The organism is Pseudomonas mosselii (assembly GCF_005796105.1).
In the GTDB taxonomy this organism is placed as follows: domain Bacteria; phylum Pseudomonadota; class Gammaproteobacteria; order Pseudomonadales; family Pseudomonadaceae; genus Aquipseudomonas; species Aquipseudomonas mosselii_C.
Genome location: NZ_VAUO01000004.1, coordinates 224272 through 240967, shown reverse-complemented (window position 1 = coordinate 240967; position 16696 = coordinate 224272). Strand labels below are relative to the sequence as shown.

Annotated in this window: 10 protein-coding genes, 2 tRNA genes and 1 pseudogene; 5 read left to right on the top strand and 8 right to left on the bottom strand. The window is 64.4% G+C overall.

Features of this window, described 5'->3' with window-relative positions:
* Positions 1-35: 35 nt before the first annotated feature.
* Positions 36-899, bottom strand: a complete 864-nt coding sequence (locus FEM01_RS24770) for a methyl-accepting chemotaxis protein (RefSeq protein WP_416782123.1) — start codon at positions 897-899, stop codon at positions 36-38.
* A pseudogene (locus tag FEM01_RS24765) lies at positions 891-1955 on the bottom strand (methyl-accepting chemotaxis protein); the annotation flags it as partial. The gene FEM01_RS24770 and the pseudogene FEM01_RS24765, both read right to left, overlap by 9 nt.
* Positions 1956-2222: 267 nt before the next feature.
* Here FEM01_RS24765 and FEM01_RS11745 point away from each other — a divergent pair.
* Positions 2223-4097, top strand: coding sequence for an MFS transporter (locus FEM01_RS11745; RefSeq protein WP_138219601.1), 1875 nt, complete (start codon positions 2223-2225; stop codon positions 4095-4097).
* An 18-nt stretch (positions 4098-4115) separates the two neighbouring features.
* Here the strand turns inward: FEM01_RS11745 and sugE are convergent, their stop codons facing one another.
* Complete coding sequence (gene sugE / locus FEM01_RS11740) at positions 4116-4433, bottom strand: quaternary ammonium compound efflux SMR transporter SugE (RefSeq protein WP_138219600.1); 318 nt, start codon at positions 4431-4433, stop codon at positions 4116-4118.
* 216 nt (positions 4434-4649) lie between these two features.
* Positions 4650-5570 carry a recombination-associated protein RdgC gene (gene rdgC, locus FEM01_RS11735; RefSeq protein WP_138219599.1) on the bottom strand — a complete coding sequence of 307 codons (921 nt, stop codon included), beginning with the start codon at positions 5568-5570 and terminating at the stop codon, positions 4650-4652.
* Between the two features lie 206 nt (positions 5571-5776).
* Here rdgC and FEM01_RS11730 point away from each other — a divergent pair.
* The 3 genes from FEM01_RS11730 to FEM01_RS11720 all read left to right on the top strand — a co-directional run bounded on the left by FEM01_RS11730 (position 5777) and on the right by FEM01_RS11720 (position 7805).
* Positions 5777-5852, top strand: a tRNA-Val gene (locus FEM01_RS11730).
* A 13-nt stretch (positions 5853-5865) separates the two neighbouring features.
* Positions 5866-5942: transfer RNA gene (locus FEM01_RS11725), tRNA-Asp, on the top strand.
* A 156-nt stretch (positions 5943-6098) separates the two neighbouring features.
* Positions 6099-7805 carry a molecular chaperone HscC gene (locus FEM01_RS11720; protein WP_138219598.1) on the top strand — a complete coding sequence of 569 codons (1707 nt, stop codon included), beginning with the start codon at positions 6099-6101 and terminating at the stop codon, positions 7803-7805.
* Here the strand turns inward: FEM01_RS11720 and FEM01_RS11715 are convergent.
* Genes FEM01_RS11715 through FEM01_RS11700 form a run of 4 tightly spaced genes read right to left on the bottom strand, consistent with a single transcriptional unit; the run spans position 7799 to position 12158 of the window.
* Positions 7799-10432, bottom strand: a complete 2634-nt coding sequence (locus tag FEM01_RS11715; RefSeq protein ID WP_138219597.1) for a molecular chaperone DnaJ — start codon at positions 10430-10432, stop codon at positions 7799-7801. The two genes, FEM01_RS11720 and FEM01_RS11715, sit on opposite strands and share 7 nt — an antisense overlap.
* Positions 10429-11121 (bottom strand): DUF1266 domain-containing protein, encoded by a 693-nt coding sequence (locus FEM01_RS11710; RefSeq protein WP_138219596.1) that lies wholly within the window; start codon positions 11119-11121, stop codon positions 10429-10431. The genes FEM01_RS11715 and FEM01_RS11710 overlap by 4 nt, the downstream gene beginning before the upstream one ends.
* Before the next feature lie 57 nt (positions 11122-11178).
* Positions 11179-11958 (bottom strand): type I methionyl aminopeptidase, encoded by a 780-nt coding sequence (map, locus tag FEM01_RS11705; protein WP_138219595.1) that lies wholly within the window; start codon positions 11956-11958, stop codon positions 11179-11181.
* Entirely contained in the window at positions 11955-12158 is a 204-nt protein-coding gene (locus FEM01_RS11700; protein WP_138219594.1) for a ParD-like family protein, read from the bottom strand. The genes map and FEM01_RS11700 overlap by 4 nt, the downstream gene beginning before the upstream one ends.
* A gap of 308 nt (positions 12159-12466) precedes the next feature.
* Between FEM01_RS11700 and FEM01_RS11695 the strand changes: the two genes are divergently transcribed.
* Positions 12467-16480, top strand: a complete 4014-nt coding sequence (locus FEM01_RS11695) for a bifunctional nitrate reductase/sulfite reductase flavoprotein subunit alpha (RefSeq protein ID WP_138219593.1) — start codon at positions 12467-12469, stop codon at positions 16478-16480.
* Positions 16481-16696 lie beyond the last annotated feature (216 nt).

Here is a 16696-nt window from a genome sequence, read left to right as displayed (position 1 = left end):
AGCATGCTGGCGTGCCCCGTAATGGTGTGTGTCGATCAGAAGCGGAACCGGCTGATCATCGTCTGCAACTGCCCTCCCAGGCGCGCCAGCTCCACGCTGGACACCGAGGTCTGCTGACTGGCTTCGGCGGTTTGTTCGGAAATATCCCTCACCGTCACCACGCTGCGGCTGATCTGCTCGGCCACGGCGCTCTGCTGCTCGGAGGCGGCGGCAATTTGCTGGTTCATCGATTCGATTGCCGAAACCCGCTGGGTGATGCCCTCCAGTGCCATGCCGGCTTCGCGCACCAGCGCCACGCTGCTGGCGGTCAGGCTCTGGCTTTGCTCCATCAGGTCGCTGACCGAACGGGTGCCTTGCTCCAAGCTGCTGATCGCCGATTCGATCTCCTCGGTGGAGGCCTGGGTGCGTTGTGCCAGCCCACGCACTTCATCGGCGACCACGGCGAAGCCACGTCCGGCTTCGCCGGCACGTGCGGCTTCGATGGCAGCATTGAGCGCCAGCAGGTTGGTCTGCTCGGCCACCGCCTTGATCACGTCCATTACCTTGCCAATGCGCTGGCTCTCGCTACGCAGGGCGTCCATCGCCTGGTTGGTAGCGTCCACCTGGCTAGATAGGCGATCGATCTGCGCCACGGCGCGGTTGACCACGCTGTCGCCCTCGCGGGCTTCCTGGTCGGTGGCACTGGCGGCGACCGAGGCCTCGCCGGCATTGCGCGCTACTTCGTGGACGGTAGCCGCCATTTCCTGCATGGCAGTGGCCACCTGGTCGGTCTCGATCTTCTGGTTATTGGCCCCGGCGCTGGTCTGCGTGGTGATCGCCGACAGCGCTTCGGTGGCACTGGTGATCTGGCCGATACCGTCGCGCACGCCGCTGATCAGCTGGCGAAGGTTGGCGGTCATGCTGCGCAGGCTGTTCTGCAACTGGCCCAGTTCATCGCGACGCGGGCTGTCAGGTTGCTCGGTGAGGTTACCGGCGGCCACGCGCTCCATGGCTTGCAGCACGCGTTGCAACGGTTGGCTGATCTGCCGGGCGATTAGCACGGCGGCGAGGATGCCCAGCAGCAGGGCCAGGGCGGTGGTGGCCAGTTGCAGGGTCTTGGCGAAGTGGCTGTCCTCACGCACGAACCTGGCCTGGCTGTCGAGCAACTGGCCGATCAAGACGTTCAAGCCTTCGACGTCAGCGCCCATGGCCGCTCGGTAGTCCACCAGTTTGCTGACTTCACCACGAAACGCTTCGACGGCGCTGGCATAAGTACTAACTTGGTTTTGCAACTGCTGGAACTGCCCGGCATAGCTGCCGTCGAAGCGCGCCACGAGGGTCGGCAGGTCGTTCACCGTGGTGGCGATCTGCGTATTCATCAGCTTTTCGGTTTCGGCGTTGGTATTACCGGTGTAGCCGCGTACGTGGTAGCGCAACAGGATCAGGTTCTCGCGTACCTGGTTGATCGCCTCGATGCGCACGGCACGCTGCTCGGCGTCGGGTAGGGCGCGTACCTGTTTGCGAATCTGCTCGATGTCGGCGAAGGCGGTGGTGGCCAGGCTGCCCATTTCCTTTTGCGCGGCGCGCATTTTCCGATAGGCCTCGACGCTCAACGCCTGGTTGCCAGCGTAGGTCTGCAGGTGCTGCTCGGCTTTGCCCAGGATCGCCAGGTTTTCTGGGGTGCGAATGAGCGCGCGCAGTTTGGCCAGCGGCGTCTGGAACGCGTCGAGGGCTTTTTGCAGCGACTCGGCCTCTGGTTCGCCGCCGTTGCTCATAGCGTGGCGCAACCGCGCCTCACGCAAGTCGCCCAGGGCATCGTTGAGTCCGGCGACGGCATTCACCACCTCGCTGCGTCGGACCAGGTTCGAAAGCCCGTCCCAACTGACCAGCGACTGCGCCAGGGCGAGCGCGAGCACCAGCCCGAAGCCGAGGGCGAGTTTGTGCGCGATTTTCAAATCGCCGAACCACCTGAACATATGCTGCTGAGCTCCTTTTCCGAGGTATTGGAGGAGACCGAAGGTCTGTTCCTTTTTAGATGTAGTCATCTATATGAATTGTCGGCAAGGATACGCGAAACCTGAAACCAAACGTGTGAAAAGATGATGTCACATTGATATTGTCTGCGTTTGAAGGGTGCCATGCGTTGGCTTCATGACTTGCCTGACCACTGCTTCGCGTGCAGATTTGTGGCTTTACGCGCTGTGCGTGCCTCCAATGACAAAGCCCAATCAGGTACACGGACGATGAGTCACCCCTCGCAATTCACCCTGCTCGGCAAGCGGCGCTTTTTGCCGTTCTTCATCACCCAATCGTTGGGTGCTTTCAATGACAACCTGTTCAAGCAGTCGTTGATCCTGGCGATCCTGTACAAACTCAGCCTCGAGGGCGACCGCTCGATCTGGGTCAACCTGTGCGCCTTGCTGTTCATCCTGCCGTTCTTCCTGTTCTCGGCGCTGGCCGGTCAGTTCGGTGAGAAATTCGCCAAGGACCGGCTGATTCGCGCGATCAAGCTGGCCGAGATCGTCATCATGGCCACTGGCGCCGTTGGCTTCGTCACCGGCCATCTGGTGTTGATGCTGATCGCGTTGTTCGCCATGGGCACCCACTCGGCACTGTTCGGCCCGGTGAAGTATTCGATCCTGCCGCAGGCCTTGCGCGAAGAAGAACTGGTAGGTGGCAACGGCCTGGTGGAAATGGGCACCTTCTTGGCGATTCTGGCGGGCACGATTGGCGCCGGAGTGATGATGTCCTCCTCCAGCTACGCCACGGTGGTGGCGGGCGGGGTGGTCGGCACAGCAGTGCTGGGCTACCTGGCCAGCCGTTGGATCCCGCGGGCTACGGCTGCTGCACCGCAGATGCGTCTGGACTGGAACATCTTCAGGCAGTCGTGGGCCACGCTACGCCTGGGGCTCAGGCAGACCCCGGCGGTGTCGCGTTCGATCGTCGGTAACTCGTGGTTCTGGTTCGTCGGCGCCATCTACCTCACCCAGATCCCAGCCTATGCCAAGGACTGGCTGCACGGCGACGAGACCGTGGTGACCCTGGTGCTGACACTGTTCTCGGTCGGCATTGCCGTCGGCTCACTGCTGTGCGAGCGCCTGAGCGGACGCAAGGTGGAGATCGGCCTGGTGCCGTTCGGCTCGTTCGGTCTGACTCTGTTCGGGCTGTTGTGGTGGTGGCACTCGGGCGATGTGCCCGACACCGGCACCGCGCACGACTGGTTGACGCTGCTGGGCATGCGCGAAGCTTGGTGGATCATGCTGTCGATCATCGGCCTCGGGGTGTTCGGCGGCTTCTACATTGTGCCGCTGTATGCGCTGATCCAGGCGCGCACCGCCGAAGGTGAGCGTGCCCGGGTAATCGCGGCCAACAACATCCTCAATGCGCTGTTCATGGTGGTGTCGGCGATCATCACCATCGTGCTGCTGAGCGTCGTCAAACTGAGCATCCCGCAGCTGTTCCTGGTGGTGTCGCTGCTCAATGTAGCGGTCAACGCCTATATTTTCCGCATCGTGCCGGAATTCACCATGCGTTTTCTCATCTGGCTGCTCAGCCACTCGATGTACCGGGTGCAGCACCGTGAGCTTGAGCGCATTCCCGACACGGGCGCCGCGCTGCTGGTGTGTAACCACGTGTCGTTCGTCGATGCGTTGCTGATCGCCGGCTCCATTCGCCGGCCGATCCGTTTCGTCATGTACTACAAGATCTACAACCTGCCGGTGCTCAACTTCGTGTTCCGCACGGCCGGGGCCGTCCCCATCGCCGGTCTGCGCGAAGACCCGGCCACCTACGAGCAAGCCTTTGCCCGTATCGCCCAGTACCTGGCCGATGGCGAGCTGGTGTGCATTTTCCCCGAGGGCAAGCTCAGCGCCGATGGTGAGATCGATGTGTTCAAGAGCGGGGTCAACCGCATCCTCAAGGAGACTCCGGTGCCGGTGATTCCGCTGGCGTTGCAGGGGCTGTGGGGCAGTTTCTTCAGTCGCGATCCGAACAAGGGATTGTTCAAGCGTCTATGGTCGCGGGTGACCCTCGTCGCGGGCCCGGCTGTCCCGGCCGAGGCCGCCAAGCCGGATGCGCTGCGTGAACAGGTGAGCCTGCTGCGTGGCGATCTGCGCTGAGACTCGCCAAGGAGAAGGTCAGCTGGCGCTGACCTTCAGCCCGATCAGCCCGGCGACGATCAATGCCACGCTGAGTAGCCGGACAAGGGCCATGGACTCGCCGAACAGAATGATCCCCGCGATGACCGTGCCCACGGCGCCCACGCCGGTCCAGATGGCATAGGCGGTGCCCAGTGGCAGCTCTTTGACGGCCAGGCCCAGCAAGCCGAGGCTGATGGCCATGGCGGCGATGGTCAGGGCGGTGGGCAGTGGGCGGCTGAAGCCGTCGGTGTATTTCAGGCCGACCGCCCAGCCGACCTCGAACAGGCCGGCGAAGAACAGGATGATCCAGGACATGGTTCGTCTCCATCGTTTTCAAGGATGGGGCCGTCCCCGGAATGGTCACGCGGTGCGTCGTGAGGTCGTCCCCACTGTCGGTGCATGGTGCCGATTTAGCGGTTGGCGGGCAAGTCAGAGCCAGGGCTTCAAGCCCCAAGCCCCAAGCTGAAGCGCGACGGTGTTGCATTCAGCATCGCGCTGGCTTTTGATGTTGCTTGCAGCTTGCAGCTATGCTCAGACGCCTTGCGGAATGTCCTCGCCACCCAGCGCCTCGAACAGCGCCGGGAGGAATTCGCGGAAGGTCATCATCATCAGCTGGAAGCTGGCATCGAATTGCTGCGCGGCCTCGTCGCCGCCATCCTGCTCGGCCTGCTCCTGTAGCAGTTCCTCGAACTTCAGGCGCTTGATCACCGTCTTGTCGTCCAGCACGAACGACAGCTTGTCCTGCCAGGCCAGGGCCAATTGCGTGACCACCTTGCCGGTGCTCAGGTGCAGCTGGATTTCCTCGGCAGTCAGGTCCTGACGCTTGCAACGCACGATGCCGCCGTCTTCGGCAGTGTCACGCAGCTCGCATTCGTCGAGTACGAAGAAGTCCGGGGCAGGGCTTTGCGACTTGACCCAATCGGTCATGGTCGCGACCGGTGCGATCTTCACGCTGACCGGGCGCACCGGCAGCGAACCCATCACTTCACGCAGGGTGGAGAGCAGGTCTTCGGCACGCTTGGCGCTGGCCGAGTTGACCAGCACCAGTCCCTGACGCGGGGCGATGGCGGCGAAGATCATCGAACGGCGGATGAACGCACGCGGCAGGAAGGCCTGGATGATCTCGTCCTTGATCTGGTCGCGTTCCTTCTTGTAGACCTTGCGCATCTGCTCGGTCTCGATTTCCTCGACCTTCTCCTTGACCGCATCGTTGACCACGCTGCTGGGCAGGATGCGCTCCTCTTTACGCGCAGCGATCAGCAGGAATTCACCGCTGACGTGCACCAGCGGGGCGTCTTCGCCCTTGCCGAACGGGGCGACGAAACCGTAGGTGGTCAGTTCCTGGCTGGCGCAGGGGCGGGCCGGCTTGCTGGCCAGGGCGGCTTCCAGTGCTTCAGGCTCGAATGGAACATCCTGGGTCAGGCGATAGGTCAGCAGGTTCTTGAACCACATGAGGGGGAATCTCTCCTTAATACATAAGGCGGGCATTATTCTCCGAGCGGTGCTTCCAGGCCAACCCTGTCAGAGGGCCAGTAGCCTGCCTATAAGGAAGAAAAACTGCGGCGAGCTAGGTCCTTGAAAAATATTCAAAAAAATTTGAAAAAAGTGCTTGCCAGGGTAGAGGGTCCTCCGTAGAATGCGCGCCACACCGAGACGAAGGGTGATTAGCTCAGCCGGGAGAGCATCTGCCTTACAAGCAGAGGGTCGGCGGTTCGATCCCGTCATCACCCACCACTCGATGTATAGCGCGGCGGTAGTTCAGTCGGTTAGAATACCGGCCTGTCACGCCGGGGGTCGCGGGTTCGAGTCCCGTCCGCCGCGCCATATTCAACTTCCAGGGCCCACTGAACACCCGGAAGTTACAAGAAAAGCGACCTTAGGGTCGCTTTTTTTGTTTCCAGCATTGCGTCAGAATGCCCTGCCCGCCGCATTCGGCCAGCAGGTCATGCGCCGGGTCTTTTCGCAAGCAAGAGACCGACCATGCAGGATGCCAGCCTCTCTCCCCCCGCAACGCCCGCCATGCCACTGTTGGGTATCGACCTGGGCACCACCAACAGCCTCATCGCCGTCTGGCAGGACGGTGCCGCGCGCCTGATCCCGAATGCCATGGGCGAGGTGCTGACCCCGTCGGTGGTCAGCGTCGACAGCGACGGCAGCGTGCTGGTCGGCCAAGCCGCTCGCGCCCGCCTGACCACCCACCCGCAGCATACGGCGGCGGCGTTCAAACGCTTCATGGGCAGCGATAAGCATTTCACTCTGGGCGAGCAGCGCTTCACCCCCGAGGAGCTGTCGGCCCTGGTGCTCGGAGCCCTGAAGCAGGATGCCGAAGCGTACCTGGGCTGCCCGGTGAACGAGGCAGTGATCTCGGTGCCGGCCTATTTTAGCGACGAGCAGCGCAAGCGCACGCTGTTCGCCGCCGAACTCGCCGGCCTCAAGGTGCAGCGCCTGATCAACGAACCCACTGCTGCGGCCATGGCCTACGGCCTGCACGAGCAGAAGTTCGAGCGCACCTTGGTGTTCGACCTGGGCGGTGGCACTTTCGACGTCACGGTCCTGGAATACGCCCTGCCGTTGATCGAGGTGCATGCTTCCACGGGCGATAACTACCTGGGCGGCGAGGATTTCACCGACGCCCTGTTGCAGGCCTGTTTGCGCGACTGGCAGCTCAAGCCCGAAGACCTCGCCCCCCAGGCCCTGGCCAGCCTGTACGATGCCATCGAGCAGCTCAAGCGCGACGCGGGCGAGGGCGGTGGCACGCTGAGTTGGAGCGGCGCTGGCCAGGTGCGTGAATGGCAGGTCGACGAAATCACCTTGCAGAGGATCTTCGCGCCTTTGCTGGCGCGGGTGCGCGCGCCTATCGAGCAGGCCCTGCGCGATGCCCGGCTGAGCCCGCGCGAGCTGGACAGCCTGGTGCTGGTGGGCGGTGCCACGCGCATGCCACAGGTGCAGCAACTGGTGGCCAAGCTGTTCGGTCGCCTGCCGTACCGGCACCTGGACCCGGATACCCTGGTCGCCCTCGGCGCGGCCAGCCAGGCGGCTTGCAAGGCCCGTGACGCGGCCATCGACGAACTGATCCTGACCGACGTGTGCCCCTACACCCTAGGTATTGCATCGTCCCGTGGCGAGGACGTCAGCGGAGCATTCACACCGATCATCGAGCGCAATACCATCATTCCCACCTCCAAGGTGCAGCGCTTCTACAGTGCCCATCCCGAGCAGAAGGTGGTCCGTATCGCGGTGTACCAGGGCGAACGGCCTTGGGTGCGTGACAATATTCTGGTCGACAGCTTCGAGGTCCCGTTGCAGCCGACCGGTGAGATCCAGTCGCTGGATGTGCGCTTCAGCTACGACATCAATGGCTTGCTCGAAGTGGACGTGACCTTCATCGAAAGTGGCCGCAAGCATAGCCACAGCATCGACCGCAGCCCCACCGGGCTGGATGCCGAGGCGCGCCAGGCCAGCCAGGCGCGTCTGGCGACCTTGAAGATCCACCCGCGCGACAGCCTGCCCAACCGCACCCTGCTGGCCCGCCTGGAGCGCGCCTGGATGCAGAGCCTGGGCGATGAGCGTGCACTGATCGCCAGCTGGATGGATGCCTTCAACCAGATACTTGCCGCGCAGCAGCCCAGCGCTATCGAGCGTGAGCGCAAGGCCTTGAGCCAGGCGCTCGACGAGTTGCGCTACTGATTATCGAACCGGCGCAAGGTGGCCTGCAGGCCACCTTCGAGCGCTTCCCCTTGGCCTGGCACCGGGCCATAACGGTTGGGCAGCTTGTCACCGGGCATGCCCAGCAGGAACAACGGCACCGCTGGCAAGACGCGGCTGAGCACCAACAGCAGCGCAAGTGTTGGCACACCCTGGCCGAAATCGCGTAGCCGGCGTAGCGCACCGCTGATCACCAGTATGGCCATCACCACGTTGAGTGCCGGTAACTGGGTGGACAGGCTCACGCAGCCAACCGCAGCCAGCAGGTGCAGGGCGAAGCCGGTGCGGTTCAGGCGGCTGTTGAGTGTCCAGAACGCCCAGGCCGGCGCTGGAGCCTGCTGCAGTTCGTTGAGCAGCATGCGTTCGGTCCAGCCCAAAACCGCCATGATCGCGCAGCGCAGGCCGGGGTCCTGGTTCGGGTCGTCCTTGACCTTCTGCAGGGCGCGCAGGGCTCGGGTCTTGGGTGGCCTGGCGTGGTTGAGCAGATGGTCCAGGGCATCGAGCAAGTCATTGACCGGGCGGCTTTCCAGGCCCAGTTCGTTCAGCACCTTGGCCGGCAGGTGGCGGGTTTTTCCCTCCATCAGCCCTTGGCGCCAGGGCTCGAACCAAGCTCCAGGCAGGCTCACTGCTGCCAGACGCTCGCCCAGTTCGGCGCGCTGTTGCTCGCCCAGGGCGCGGCAGTGGTACAGCGTCAGGCAGAACAGAAGATAGCCCAGTGGGTGATGTTCGAGCAGGCTGCCGTCATCGTTGTCCAGGCAATCAAACAGTTGCGCGGCGTCAGGCAGGCGTTCGCTCTCCAGGGCGCGCGGCAGAGTCGACAGGCGCGCGGCGAGGAACGTCTGCATCGGATCCTGGCGGTCCAGGCTACCCAGCAGGCCGCCGTTCGGATGGCGCAGTAGCAGCGCGTGGGTCGCAGCGAACGGGTGATCGTCGGGGTAGCGCAACTGTTCGGTCAGGGCCGGATCGATCATCGCTTGCCAGCGTGTTGGCTGGTCGAGCGCGGCCAGCATGAACAACTGCTGGCGGTGCCACTCCCACAGCGCTTCGCCGGAAGCCATCGGCGGCAGCACCAGGCCTGCCTCAGCCATATGCCCTTGCAAGGTCAGGGTGAACGGCGTGGTGAACATACGCTGCATGTCGAAATGCTGGTTGAGCGCGTAGATGGCCTGGGCCGAGTATTGGCGCATGCGCCGCAGCCACTCGCGGCACAGTGGGCGGATAGGGTCTGCGAGCAGGCCGGCTGGCAGCGGGGTGTCGGGCTCGAGGTTGGCGCAGTAGTGCGTCAGCGCCCGGGCCACCGGTGAGTGTTCCAGCCAATGCAGTTGTTGCGCCGCCTGACGCTGGAAGCCGGTGAGGATCAGCGCGTCGAGCGGGTCCGCGCTGGGCTGCTGCGCCAGGATCAGATGCAGCAGCCCGGTGTCGCCGCGTTGCAGTGCCCAGGCGTACCAGTACAGCCGGTGCAGGTCGTGGTCTGCCTGCTCCTGGAGCAGCCAGGCGAGTAACGGCAGCTCATCGTCGCCATCTAGGCGCCATTCGATGAACACGCGGGCGATGCCGTCCAGCGGGTGACGTCCGGCTTCGGCCCAACGTGCCAAGGTTTGCGCTGACTGGCCCGGGCTGCCCCAGGCCTGGGCCGGATCGGCCAGATCGTCTGGCCAACTGGCGGGGGGCGTCAGGCAGTCCAGCGACTGGATCAACAGCGGCAGGCGCTGGGGCTGCTGGCGTGTGCAGAGGTCGATCAGCCAGCGCTCGGCGTGCGGGTGCTGGTGTTCCTGGTGCAGGCGCAGCCAGAGCGCCAGTGCATCCTGCTCAGCGCCCAGCAGTGTGGCCTGGCGGGCCAGCAGGTAGAGCAAGTCCTGGGTGTCCTCGCCTTGCGCCTGGCGTTCCAGCAACTGTGCATGGAAGGTCGGGCTTGCAACGCCGGCGTGGCAGCACTGCACCAGCACGCGTTGGATCAGCGCCGTGTCATCGGGAATCGCAAGGCAGGTGTGCACGTTGGCGAACGCTTGGTACTCGAACAGCGGGCGCTGGTGGAAGCTGTATTCCAGGCTGCGGAAGAACCAAAGGGTTTCCATTTGTGCGATAGCTGGCCAGTCGCGCATCAGCCCGGTGTCGAACGGGTCAGGTTGTTGCAGGCGTTCGAGCAGGGCTTCGGCCGCTTGCGGATTGTCCATGCGCAGCAACTGGTCGGCCCAGGCCAGGCGCTCGGCCAGCAAGCGTGCGCATTGATGCGACAGCGGCCCGCAGTCGTGCAGGCAATGCAGCAACTGGCCGCTGAGCTGATCCAGCTCGTCCAGGGGCAACTCGTCGAGTTCGAGGATATAGCGCTGCCAGGCCTGCGGGTCGAAGCGCAGGGCTGGTGCTTCGAGCAATTGGTAGAAGCGCAGCAGGGCAGGGGGCGGGGTGTCTGCTGCCGGCTGCTCTTGGCTGGCGCTGGCCAGGTCATGCTCGCGGGCCAGACGCAGGGCTTGTTCGTAGGCCTCGCGCAGAGCCTGGAAACCTTCCGGGTCGGTCTCGGGGTGATGCGCTGGCAGGCGGCCACGGTAGGCCAGGCGAATAGCGTCCAGGTCCTGGGTCGGCTCGATCCCCAGGCGAATCCAGCAACTCATGACCAGCAGTCCTCTTCCAGCGTGGCAGGGCGGGGTGGTTCAGGTAGATACAGGTCCCACGCCAGATCCATGAGCAGCTCGCGGGCGCCATGATGCAGGTTGAGCATGATGCAGCGGTTCCAGTGATCGCTGCCCTGTCGTTCGAGGTCGGCGGCCAGCCCCGGCGTGTCTTCGCTACCCAGGTTCCACAGAGCCTTGCCGAACAGGTAACCGGCCAGGTAGCGGTCCCAACTGTTGTAGTAGTGGCGGGCGCGCAGGGCCAGGCGGTAATGCAGGTAGAGGCTTTCTTCGCGGGTGATCAAGCCCTTCTTGAACCCGGTACGCAGCAGGTAGCTCATGCGTCCCAGGTCCCAGGCGCGGGTGCCGCCCGGGCCGCAGTCGGGGAAAGTGCGCGCAGCGTATTCATGCAGGACGCGTTGGTGCGGCGTCAGGCTCTCGAGCAGGGCTTGCCACTGGCTGGGGAGAAGACGCTGGTACTGCCAGTAAGCTGCGCTCAGCTCGGTGGCATGGCCGGTGTCGGCCATGCCCAGGGTGTCCAGCAGTTGGGCGCGGGTGGTGATGCCCCACCAGCGCTCGAGGTCGGCATGGTCTTCGCCTTCGTAGAAGTCAGGCGCGGTATAGCTGGCGCCGTTCAGCGCGGCCATCGGCGCGGACAGTGCATGTAGCCAGTTTTGCGCGGTGTCGTCCATGAACAGTGTTCCCTCGGGCCCGGTGATCTGGCGGGGCATTGTAAAGCAAGGAAGCTGTCACCACAGCTGGCGCTCTTCCTGGCGCCGTGTCAGCACCTCATAGCCCTGCTCGGTGACCGCCACGGTATGCTCCCACTGCGCCGACAGGCTGCGATCACGGGTGATCACCGTCCAGCCATCGCGCAACCCCCGGGTGCCACGCCCGCCTTGGTTAATCATTGGCTCGATGGTGAACACCATCCCCGCTTGCAGCCGCAGCCCCATACCCGGATGGCCGTAGTGCAACACCTCGGGCGCCTCGTGCATCTGCTGCCCGATGCCATGCCCGCAGTATTCGCGTACCACGCTGTAGCCAGCGGCTTCGGCATGCACTTGGATCGCGTGGCCGATATCTCCCAGCGTGGCCCCCGGCCGCACCTGTGCGATGCCCTTGCACAAGGCTTCATAGGTGGTATCCACCAGTCGCCGGGCCTCGTCGCTGATGTGTCCGATGGCGTACATCTTCGATGAATCTGCAATGTAGCCGCCCTGTTCCAGGGTGATATCGACATTCACGATCGAACCCTCGCGCAGCACCTCGTCGGCCTTGGGCATGCCGTGGCAGACGACATGGTCCACCGAGGTGTTCAGGGCATAGGGAAAGCCGTACTGGCCCTTGCTGGCCGGTCGAGCCTTGAGCTGATCGACGATGAACGCCTCGGCGCGGTCGTTGATCTGCAGGGTGGTCACGCCGTGGCGGATGAACCCATCCAGATGCTCGAACACCTGGGCCAGCAAGTGTCCGGCGTGGCGCATCAGGGCCAGTTGCGCAGCGTTCTTGAGTATCACCTGGCTCATTGCAGGTACGCCTTGAGGTTGGCCTGTTCCTGGCGCAGCAACTGACGTAGCAGTTCCTGGTAGGTGGCTTGCGGATGCAGTTCGGCCAGCATGCCGATGCGAATCCAGTGCTCTGCCTGGGCGTTGATCGAGCGCGACAGGGCGCTGCTGGCGATGCGCAGGTCTTCGTGGAGGTCGTCGCAGATCTTGACGATGCCCATGGTGCAATCCATCCGATGATATGAAACGTATGCGAAGCATATCTTCGTCATCCTCGTGCGTGCCACCCGTTGGTGCGCGGCTCACCGTCTCGGTGCATCGCAGCTCGCCGAACACCTTGCTACCACGGCGTTGCGCCCAGAGAGGTGGGCGACGCCGAACTGGCCCAGGTTTTGCTGGCACGACTGCATACAGGCCATCAACGTCGATGGCCGCTTCCTATCACGACGAAGGCGCCGTGTTGCCCCGCTTGCGCATGCAGGCAGGGTGGCCGGCGCCTTCGTCGTTTTTCATCTGCAGGAGATCGCCGATGAGCAACAGCCAGGTGCGCAGCGTTTGCCCGTATTGCGGGGTGGGGTGCGGCATCGTGATGAGCGTACGCGACGGCAAGGTGGTGAAGGTCAGCGGTGACAAGCAGCACCCGAGCAATCGTGGGCGGCTCTGCACCAAGGGCCTGACCGCCCACGTGCCACTGGACAGCGGGCGCATGGCGCAGGCCTTCGTGCGCCGCGAGCGCGAGCAACCGCCGGTGCGTTGTGCCGTGCAGGCGGCCATTGCCGAGTCGGCACATCGACTGCGGACGATCATCGACACCCATGGCCCCGATGCCGTGGCGCTGTACGTGTCCGGGCAGATGTCGTTGGAGGCGCAGTACTTGGCCAACAAACTGGCCAAGGGCTTTATCCGCACCCGCCACATCGAGTCCAACTCGCGCTTGTGCATGGCCAGTGCTGGCAGTGGCTACAAGCAGTCGTTGGGCGCCGATGGCCCGCCGGGCAGCTACCAGGATTTCGAGCGCGCCGAGGTGTTCCTGGTGATTGGTGCGAACATGGCTGATTGCCACCCGATCCTGTTCCTGCGTCTGCTCGATCGCCTCAAGGCGGGCGCCAAGCTGATCGTCGTCGACCCGCGGCGCAGCGCCACCGCCGACAAGGCCGACCTGTTCCTGCAACTGCGCCCCGGCTCGGACCTGGCGTTGCTCAATGGCCTGTTGCACCTGCTGCATGCCAACGGTCACACCGACCCTGGTTTCATCGCCCGGCACACCGAAGGCTGGGAAGACCTGCCGGCGTTCCTGGCCGACTACACCCCCGAGCGGGTCGCCGCCATCACTGGGTTGACGCCGGCCGCCATCCGCGAGGCCGCACGCCTGATTGGCGAGGCCGGGGAATGGATGAGCTGCTGGACCATGGGCCTGAACCAGAGTATCCACGGCACCTGGCACAGTAATGCGCTGTGCAACCTGCACCTGGCCACCGGGGCGATTTGCCGCCCAGGCAGCGGGCCGTTCTCGCTGACCGGTCAGCCCAACGCCATGGGCGGGCGTGAAATGGGCTACATGGGGGCGGGGTTGCCGGGCCAGCGTTCGGCGCAGGTGGCGGCTGATCGCGCCTTCGTCGAGCAACAGTGGCAATTGCCAGCCGGCAGCCTGCGCAGCGAAGCCGGCGAGGGCACCGTGGCGCTGTTCGAGCAGCTCAACAGCGGCGAGGTCAAAGCCTGCTGGATCATCTGCAGCAATCCGGTGGCTAGCGTTGCCAATCGCCAGCAGGTGATCGATGGCCTGCGCCAGGCACAACTGGTGATTTGCCAGGACGCCTTCCTTGATAGCGAGACCAACCGGTATGCCGATATCCTCCTGCCCGCCGCACTGTGGGCCGAAGGCGAGGGCGTGATGATCAACAGCGAGCGCAACCTGACCCTTATGCCACGGGCCGTCGATCCTCCCGGCGAGAGCCTGGAGGACTGGCGGATCATCGCTCAGATCGCCTGTGCCATGGGCTATGAGGCAGCGTTCGACTACCCCGACGCGCAAGCGGTGTTCGATGAGATCCGGCGCTTCTGGAACCCGGCCACGGGCTACGACCTGCGCGGCATCGACTATGCCGGCTTGCGCGAACAGCCACGCCAGTGGCCCTGCGCACCTGGGCGCGAGGATCAGCGCAGCCCGCTGCGCTACCACAACGACGGGGTTAGCCAGACATTGTGGCGTGACGCCGACGGCCACGTACCCGCCCTGGCGTTCCCTACCCAAAGCGGTAAGGCGCGGTTTTTCGCCCGGCCCTGGCTGGCGCCTGCGGAACTGCCAGACGAGGCGTTCCCCTTCGTGCTCAACACTGGCCGTGTGCAGCACCAGTGGCACACCCTGACCAAGACCGGCAAGGTGCCCAGCCTGAACAAGCTCGAACCGGGGCCCTTTGTCGAGATACACCCCGAAGACGCTAAACGCCTGGGGATCGTTGACAAGGATCAGGTGGCGATCCGTTCGCGCCGTGGCCAGGCCGTGCTGCCCGCTCGGCTCAGCGACCGCGTGCAGGCGGGTAACTGCTTCGCGCCGTTTCACTGGAACGACCTGTACGGCGAGCAGTTGGCGATCAATGCGCTGACCTGCGATGCGGTCGACCCGACGTCGCTGCAACCGGCCTTCAAGCATTGCGCGGTGGCCTTGGAGCGGGTTGCCGGCGAGCGTATCGAAACCCTTGAACTGCCCCCCGCCACGGAGCCTGCCGCTATGCCGACCTCCACCCTGTCCCGTTTGCTTGGCCTGGATACACTACCGGTACCGGTGCTGGCCGAAGAGGAGCGCCACTACCTGCAGGGCTTTCTACTCGGCTTGGGCCAGGCGCGTGCCGAGGGGGTGCCGAGCCTGCCGGCCAGCGCACCGCTGGTGCCGAGCCGACGACTGTTCGTCGATGGCCTGCTGGCTGGCCTGTTCGCACAGCCGAGCAGTGCCACCCTGGCGGCCACGGCAACGCCTGTCCATCGCATCCTGTGGGCCTCCCAGACGGGCAACGGCCAAGCCTTGGCCGAGCGTTGCGCCGAACACCTGCGCGCCACTGGCTTGAACGTCGAACTCAGCAGCATGGAGGAGGTTACGCCTGCGCAGTTGCAGGGAGCCGCCAGCGTGCTGTTGATCGCCAGTACGTTCGGCGATGGCGATGCCCCCGACAGTGGCGAGGCGTTCTGGCAAGCGTTGCAAGGCGAGCAGGGGAGTCACTGCGCGGCGTTGCCCTACGCCGTGCTGGCATTGGGGGATTCGAGCTACGACCAGTTCTGTGGTTTTGGGCGCAAGCTCGATCAGCGCCTTGACGCGCTGGGTGCCCGTCGTCTGCTGGAGCGGGTCGATTGCGAGCCTGACTTCGACGAGGCCTTCGCCGGCTGGCTGGAGAAGTTGTCGAAGCAGCTGGGCACCGCGCTACCTGCCGCCGATACGTCAGCGCCGGATGCGGCTTTCAGCAAGCGCCAGCCGCTGCTGGCGCCGCTGGTGGAAAACCGCCTGCTCAATGGCCCCGGCTCCAACAAGGAAACCCGCCAGTTGGTGTTCGACCTTGGCGACAGTGGTTTTACCTACAGGCCCGGCGATGCCCTGGGGGTGTGGCCGCGCAACTGCCCGGCGCTGGTCGAAGAGCTGCTGGGGTTGATGGGCTTCGATGGTCACGTTGAAGTCGAACTCAAGGGGCACGCGCCGATGCCCCTGGCGACCGCGCTGGAGCGTCACCTGGACATTGCCCAGGTGAACATGGCGCAACTGGCATCCCTTAGCCAGGACCACGCCGAGCTGCGTCGGCTGCTGCAACCAGAGGCCAAGGCCGAACTCAAGGCCTGGCTGTGGGGGCGGCAACTGGCCGACGTACTGCACGCCTTTCCCCAACGATTACCGCTGGCCAGCTGGCTGACGTTGCTGCCGCCTCTGCAGCCACGGCTGTACTCCATCAGCTCCAGCCCCGCCGCCCACCCTGGCCAAGTGCACCTGACCATGTCCACCGTACGCCATGGCCAACGCAAGGGCGTGTGCTCGACGTTTCTCGCCGACCGCGCCGAGGGCAGCGCAGTGGCCATCTTCGCGCAGCCGTCGCGGCATTTCCAGCTGCCTGAGGACGATGCCACGCCGATCATCATGATTGGCCCTGGCACCGGTATCGCGCCGTTTCGCGGCTTTCTCGAAGAACGCCAGGTGCGCGGGGCCAGCGGGCGCAATTGGCTGTTTTTCGGTGAGCAGCAGGCGGCGTGCGACTTTTACTACCGCGAGCAGTTGCAGGCCTGGGAAGCCACTGGGCACCTGCGCCTGAGTACGGCGTTTTCCCGCGATCAGGCCGAGAAGGTCTACGTGCAGCAGCGTTTGCTGGAGTACGGCGCCGAGCTGTGGCAGTGGTTGCAGGCGGGCGCCTATGTGTATGTGTGTGGCGACGCCCAGCGTATGGCCCGGGATGTCGATGCCGCGCTGCACCAACTGGTCGCCGAGCACGGGGCGTTGGATGCCGATGCGGCGGCGGCCTACGTGGAGGGGCTGCGCAGGAACATGCGCTATCGGCGCGACGTGTATTGAGTGCTCTGGATTGGTGAGACGTGCACCGAGGTTGTGCGTTTTGCCTTGAATGCACGTTGGCTTCTTCGCGGGTAACCCGCTCCCACAGGTGCTGTGCAGGCCCTGCAGGAGCGGGTTACCCGCGAAGAAACCAACACCGATAGCGCTTTATGGGGCAATTGGCACACTCCCTGCTTCACCCCAGCTACAACAGCCCCATCGATCAACGGCGATCGC

Coding starts and splice junctions, on each gene's coding strand:
- sugE (WP_138219600.1), bottom strand. CDS start 4,433: ATGTCCTGGATCATCCTGTTCTTCGCCGGCCTGTTCGAGGTCGGCTGG.
- map (WP_138219595.1), bottom strand. CDS start 11,958: ATGAGCCAGGTGATACTCAAGAACGCTGCGCAACTGGCCCTGATGCGC.
- FEM01_RS11695 (WP_138219593.1), top strand. CDS start 12,467: ATGAGCAACAGCCAGGTGCGCAGCGTTTGCCCGTATTGCGGGGTGGGG.
- FEM01_RS11745 (WP_138219601.1), top strand. CDS start 2,223: ATGAGTCACCCCTCGCAATTCACCCTGCTCGGCAAGCGGCGCTTTTTG.
- rdgC (WP_138219599.1), bottom strand. CDS start 5,570: ATGTGGTTCAAGAACCTGCTGACCTATCGCCTGACCCAGGATGTTCCA.
- FEM01_RS11720 (WP_138219598.1), top strand. CDS start 6,099: ATGCAGGATGCCAGCCTCTCTCCCCCCGCAACGCCCGCCATGCCACTG.
- FEM01_RS11715 (WP_138219597.1), bottom strand. CDS start 10,432: ATGAGTTGCTGGATTCGCCTGGGGATCGAGCCGACCCAGGACCTGGAC.
- FEM01_RS11710 (WP_138219596.1), bottom strand. CDS start 11,121: ATGGACGACACCGCGCAAAACTGGCTACATGCACTGTCCGCGCCGATG.
- FEM01_RS11700 (WP_138219594.1), bottom strand. CDS start 12,158: ATGGGCATCGTCAAGATCTGCGACGACCTCCACGAAGACCTGCGCATC.
- FEM01_RS24770 (WP_416782123.1), bottom strand. CDS start 899: ATGACCGCCAACCTTCGCCAGCTGATCAGCGGCGTGCGCGACGGTATC.